At 38.8% G+C, this 5,722-nt stretch carries 7 protein-coding genes; 6 read left to right on the forward strand and 1 reads right to left on the reverse strand.

Going from position 1 to position 5,722, the window contains the following annotated elements:
• Positions 1-208: 208 nt before the first annotated feature.
• Complete coding sequence (locus tag EWV84_RS19870; RefSeq protein WP_287079584.1) at positions 209-451, forward strand: hypothetical protein; 243 nt, start codon at positions 209-211, stop codon at positions 449-451.
• Here EWV84_RS19870 and EWV84_RS19875 read toward each other — a convergent pair.
• Entirely contained in the window at positions 441-611 is a 171-nt protein-coding gene (locus EWV84_RS19875; RefSeq protein WP_287079585.1) for a hypothetical protein, read from the reverse strand. The two genes, EWV84_RS19870 and EWV84_RS19875, sit on opposite strands and share 11 nt — an antisense overlap.
• 1,000 nt (positions 612-1,611) lie before the next feature.
• Between EWV84_RS19875 and EWV84_RS19880 the strand changes: the two genes are divergently transcribed.
• The 5 genes from EWV84_RS19880 to EWV84_RS19900 all read left to right on the forward strand — a co-directional run bounded on the left by EWV84_RS19880 (position 1,612) and on the right by EWV84_RS19900 (position 5,367).
• Entirely contained in the window at positions 1,612-2,067 is a 456-nt protein-coding gene (locus EWV84_RS19880; RefSeq protein WP_287079587.1) for a hypothetical protein, read from the forward strand.
• A 104-nt stretch (positions 2,068-2,171) separates the two neighbouring features.
• On the forward strand, positions 2,172-2,891 hold the full coding sequence (locus tag EWV84_RS19885; RefSeq protein ID WP_287079588.1) for a hypothetical protein: 720 nt from the start codon (positions 2,172-2,174) through the stop codon (positions 2,889-2,891).
• 352 nt (positions 2,892-3,243) lie between these two features.
• Positions 3,244-4,542, forward strand: a complete 1,299-nt coding sequence (locus EWV84_RS19890) for a hypothetical protein (protein ID WP_287079590.1) — start codon at positions 3,244-3,246, stop codon at positions 4,540-4,542.
• 178 nt (positions 4,543-4,720) lie between these two features.
• Positions 4,721-5,023 (forward strand): hypothetical protein, encoded by a 303-nt coding sequence (locus EWV84_RS19895; RefSeq protein ID WP_287079593.1) that lies wholly within the window; start codon positions 4,721-4,723, stop codon positions 5,021-5,023.
• Positions 5,020-5,367 carry a PIN domain-containing protein gene (locus tag EWV84_RS19900; RefSeq protein ID WP_287079594.1) on the forward strand — a complete coding sequence of 116 codons (348 nt, stop codon included), beginning with the start codon at positions 5,020-5,022 and terminating at the stop codon, positions 5,365-5,367. Before EWV84_RS19895 ends, EWV84_RS19900 begins: the two co-directional genes overlap by 4 nt.
• Positions 5,368-5,722: the final 355 nt, after the last annotated feature.

Genomic DNA, 5,722 nt, shown 5'->3' on the forward strand with positions numbered 1-5,722 from the left:
CCGCTTAAAAAACCCAGTCATCAACCGATGAACGCACCTTGAAAACTAGAGTTATGGGGTTCTATAGGGGAATGCTCCTATAGGTAAAAGCTCTAAGCGTCAAGTACCAAAGAAACCAATTATTTTAGAGGTTTTGAACTGTATCGTAGGGCATACGAGAACAGGCTTCTGTAAGGTCGCGAAAGTCTGAGGAGAGAACCACCTCTGGGTGGGATTTCGCCAGGAATCTAATTCAAGTGGACTCGTTGAGCCAGAAATTCTCAGCAGTGATGCTAGAAGAATCCACGTCCGTTTACGGCGTGGGGTATGTCAAGCCGTATTCTTCGGGAAGAATTATCAGCCCTCCAATAATGTTGCTTGTGATAGTTACAAGTTAGCCGATCGCTGTGTTGTTCTGAGGAATAGCGATCGCTTTTTAATTTTTTCTGGTCAAGGTTTAGTTAAACGGTAAGAGGGGTAATTTTGTAAAGATGTGCTAAATTGAAAGCTTTTTGTAGATCACCTTGACGAAGGGCTTCACGGACATCATCTAATTTTTGAGCGTCTTCTAATGATAAATAGGGCGACCATCCTTCGGGAGTCTCAATCAGTTCGACTTCCACTTCAGCCATGTACTCTCCAATGTGGATGAGTTTAATGTGAGGCTTTTTTGTCATGGTTTTCTCCTTGTAAGACTAGCAGACAACGCCCTTGAGGATATTCCGGGTAATCTTCGAGAATGACAGCTTCTCTAATACTCATCATCCAATAATAGCATCTCCTTACTTATGGCAGGTGTTTTCCTTGAGGGATAAGCGATCGCTTTTTTGCATTTTTTCATCCCCTGAAACCGCTACAAGTCAGAGGATAAAGGGATTTTGAGGATTTTAGCCGCCCGATTAATTCATTGGTTCTGCTTAAAAAGTACGTTATTATACCATAAAGTGACTCTTTAAAGTTAAAAAAAATCTAATATTACAGGAAAAATTAGACCCGCTCAAAAAAATACCCTATCTGTAGGGGTACAAGGTTTGTAGCAACACCATCTGTAGAGTTTTTACCTAACTGATCTAACATCCATACTTTAAAGATGCTACATCTGAGAGAGTGGGATATTTTGGGAGATTACGACTAAATAGCATCTGGTTTCATCTTTGAGTGCGATCGCATCTCTTGATTTTCTGAGAAAAGCGGGCGTTTTTTAGACTTTACTTGAATAAATCCAGCAATAAATCCCTGAAATCGCAACAAATCAGCATATAAAAGAGTTTTACTCATTCTAGTTAAGGTAAATCGGGTTTAATCTCTTAAATCTGTCTGATTAATTCATCTGTTCTACTTCAAGGGTTAGGGCATTATACCATAAAGTGACCTTTTAAATCTAATATAAATCTAATATAAATCTAATATAAAAGTTAATATTCTGCACCAAAAAACCTATTAGAAAAGTATTAGTTTTAGAGATTGCCATTACTCAAAATAAAACTTATTCTGGTATCAAAGGTGATGAAAGCAATCACTTTTAACCCAAAAGACAAGGCATTTTGCTTAAGGCATTATGGCTAAATCGAAAAATTCAGAAATGGATTTTTGAGAGTGTTTTAGGGGTGTACAAACACTAAAGGCAAAACAATGACTAATCAGAACTTATTGGCATTGATCCTGGGTGATGAAGTACGAATTACCCAAGCTATTACCACTGGTGCAGCATGGGAAGTGTGGATGCAAGTCGAGCTTGTTGTTTTGTTACTTCAAGCAGGACTTCAGGCCGCCCGTGAACTCCCTTATCCTCCTCCAAATAGTACATGGAGGCTTGATATAGGAGCACAGGATAGCCAAGGTCAGTATGCAATTGAATTGAAAGTCGAAAGTGCTACTAACGCAGGAGCAGCACTTCTTAACTCAGTTCAGCAAGACATAGTAAAGATCGCTAACTACACTCCTCTAAATCCTGGTGCCCGATGGGTAGTGGGCATTGCCTACAGTAGCCAAGCCAGAGGCGCAATATATGCCTATGCTTCTTCTCCCGCAAATCAGGCCATTTACAACGAAGTTAACAGTATCGGTGTTCTTATCGTAACTGTTTAACTCTTAGAGAAAAAATCTCTAGCTCAAAAAATTTAGAAATTCGCCTTTGAGATGGTCTTAAAGGTGTCACACCAAAAACGTTCTAGTAATCCCTGGAGGATATTATGACTACTTTTTCAATGGACTTTGATTTTACTTCTGCCGAGCAAAAAAAGGTGCTAACATACCTTCAGGCGAACAATTATCAACTTCTCGGTTTTAAAGGAGCAAAAGGACCCAACCAGCTTGCTGTTGGAGTGCCGACATGGTTTTCAGTTCCTTTTGGCAACATATTTGGGACGGTAGCTATTGACTACGAGCCAAAGTATAAGGTTTATGTTTTTAACAAGTCACAAATTGCCGCCTATACCACAATTGAAATGCAAGCGTTATCCAGTGAAATAGCACTAGGTAATGGACTTGTGTTCAACGCAGATGGAACTTTTACTGCTGGAACTAATCCGGTGCCACCAGGTAGTATAGCCTTAACAAATAACCGACCAGCAGGTACACCTAATGTCACTGTTGGTTTAGCAGGACTGATTAACACACCAGCAGGTCAACAGTACCTTCCTTTTTGTGCCTTTACTCTAACCCCGCAAGGCTCTATTAACATGACTCCCCAAGAGACAATTGCGTTATTTGCCGCACAAGTCAATCTTCAGTCTGGTAATGTTCAAGCGGTGGCAAGTGCGCCGGGTTGCTCTTTCTCGTTTTCTAGTAGTACCACTTCTTATCAGTTACAAATCCTAGATAGCACTTATCAAGTGCTAAACGCGCCAGGAACGACACCTGTTACTCCAGTTGGGTCTGGAGCAAATTTAGTGACACTCGTTAATAGCTAACTCTTTTTTCGGCTCTTCTCGACTTTGTGTGATAATTTTTGCTTATGGAATCGTGAAATGCTTATCGGGCAAGACTTTTAGGGCTATTTTGCGGATATTCTATCAGTATAGACCCAGCAATTCTCATTTTAAGGTTTCATGACATTAAAACCCTTGCACCTAGAGGGGTTAATAATTCTTAACGAATCTCTAGATCGCTGAAACAACGCAAAATCGTTTCAAAATGAGAATTGAGAAGAGCCTTTTTTCCGGTAACATCTTCCGAACTGTTGACTTTTAGTTGACTTGGATGATGTTACCTGAAAACGCAAAGTATTTGCTAAAGCGTCTCTACACCTAGCTGTGAAATCAAATGGAAGTTAACCTAATGACTAACTATACAATTACAATTAATAATCAACAGCCAATAGAAGATTTTCAAAAAGACAAGTTGAATTTACACTTTTTTTGGGGAGTTGGTGCTAACCCTAGCAGAGATGTAAACATTACTTTATTGACCTTATTTAATACGAATGATTTAGCTTTTCCGTCCTACACTATCAAGATTAAACCTGATACGATAGGTTGCCGTGTCAATCAGTATAATCCTGATGAAGACACCATTATTCAACCTACCTGTTATAAATCTACTTTATCGGTTGGATATGTCTATACTTTTGATAATGATGATTATCAATATCCAAAAATAACACAAAACCCCAGTTTAACCTACTCCTTTGTTGTGCAAAATAATCAACAGTCTTCATTATGGTATGCACTAATGAAACCAATCGCTCTGTCTCCTAACCATAATAATTATACCAATAAAATCTATAGTGTATTTACGCTACCACCCCAAAGTACATTAGAAATTCAGGCTAAATTATTCGCAATTCTTCACTATTCATCAGATCAACTTAAAGAAGGACAAATTAAAACATCCGTTGCCACGGGATTTTATCCAGTTCGGGTTAATTTGACGGAAAATTGCAATTCTCCAAGTCTAACTTTTTCCCTTGATGACAATCTCTGGACTTTATCAGGAGATCATCAGTCTTGTACTATAGAAAATCTTAAAACGGTCAAGTCTTTGTCTGAATATGCAATCACAGAAATAAAACCAGATTCATCAGATCCTTATGAAAATTTAATCAATTTATCTGTTCCAGTTAATTTTCAAGATAATCAAGCTCGATACATTTGTGGATCTTATAAAGGGACTGCTATTCTTCCTTATCAATACCCAATACTGGGTATCAACTGTACTCAACCGAGACCCTTCCAATTAAGCCCCTCTTCCACAGGTCAAACTTACCTAAAAGAAAACACAATAATAGAGATCAAAACAGAGAGTAGTCAAGATTTAATTGATACAAGTGGTACAACAAATAATGATCATTGTTTACTTGGTTACTTTTCTGGATTTCCGTCTGACCCAATTACCAAGTTATGTTGTTACTATTATTCTCCCTATAAAGACAATACAAAATGGTCTATCGTCCCCGTATCTGATTCTGATACCTTCAACGGATTTATCAAAAAAGGTGCTTTTGTCTATCTTAAAAATTTAGCATCTAATCAATACCTAATTCCGAAAGCGATGGACAGTAACATCTATCTCACCGTTAGCGATCAACTTTATCCTTGGATCATAACTCAGCAAGAGACTTAATTGATTAGTACGATCGCCCTTTCTTCTTGGTTCCATTGAAACAACGAAACCCAACACTAATTAAGGTGTGTTACTTCAGTGACATACCTTTTATCTATCAGTCATCAGGAGAGCTTATTTATTTTCTGCTTAGATCAATTAGAATTGAAAGATAGCTTTTAATTTGTGAGTGGTATCTGTGGTAAATTCTTCCAAGCGATCGCCAATCTCCCTCGACTTGCTAATCTCTGAAATAGAAGCAACCTCCAGAGAATATTGGACAGAACTACTAGAAACACTGCGCCAATTTCGACAAACAATTCCATCAACAACTTCAGCGATTATTAACCCAGAACAAGCTCAAAAAAATCAAGCAGCGATTAATCTTTTAGACTCTTGGTTAAGCGAAGATGAAGATGCTTCCGAACATCAACAAACTTGGGACTATTTAAAAAAGGCTATAGATGAAGACCGTTTATCAGATCGCCCGTTATTCCCATGAATCGCTTAATTTTATTAGATTCGGGTCCATTAGGTATGGTAACAAATCCCAAGGCCAAAGGACTTCCGCTCGCTTGTCAACAGTGGCTAAAAACGCTTCTAAAACGAGGTGAACGATTTGCGATTCCTGAGATTGCAGATTATGAAGTCCGTCGAGAACTGCTCCGTGCGAATTTATTAAAAAGTGTCCGTCGTCTCGATCATTTAACACAAACCCTTGAATATATTCCTATTCAAACAGATACCATGTTGTTAGCCGCGAATCTTTGGGCAGAAATCAGAAAAAGGGGACAACCCACTGCCGATCCCAAGGCATTAGATGGGGATGTTATTCTAGCTGCTTAAGCACAAATATTGGCCAATGAGGCGGCAGAAGTAATTATTGCGACAACCAATGTTGGTCATTTGATCCGATTTGCTACAGCATTGAATTGGCAAGATATTGATTAATTGGGCATGGGCAATCACTTTTTTAGATTTCATAATTTGTGATCGCCGAAGAGTGTAGGTTAGTGATCTTGTAGGTTGGGTTGAGGTAACGAAACCCAACACCAGCAAGGGTTACGCTACCGCTAACCCATCCTACTGGACTGTTTCAGCTAATTTGGTGCAATAGATTCTCCCGATTCCTCCTCCTCAAACACAGGATAAAGATGTTTCAGCTTGACCCTAGCATCGCTGGTCGTAAACGTCCATATTA

Origin of the sequence: Microcystis sp. M_QC_C_20170808_M3Col, from assembly GCF_007095505.1 — a bacterium.
Taxonomy (GTDB): domain Bacteria; phylum Cyanobacteriota; class Cyanobacteriia; order Cyanobacteriales; family Microcystaceae; genus Microcystis.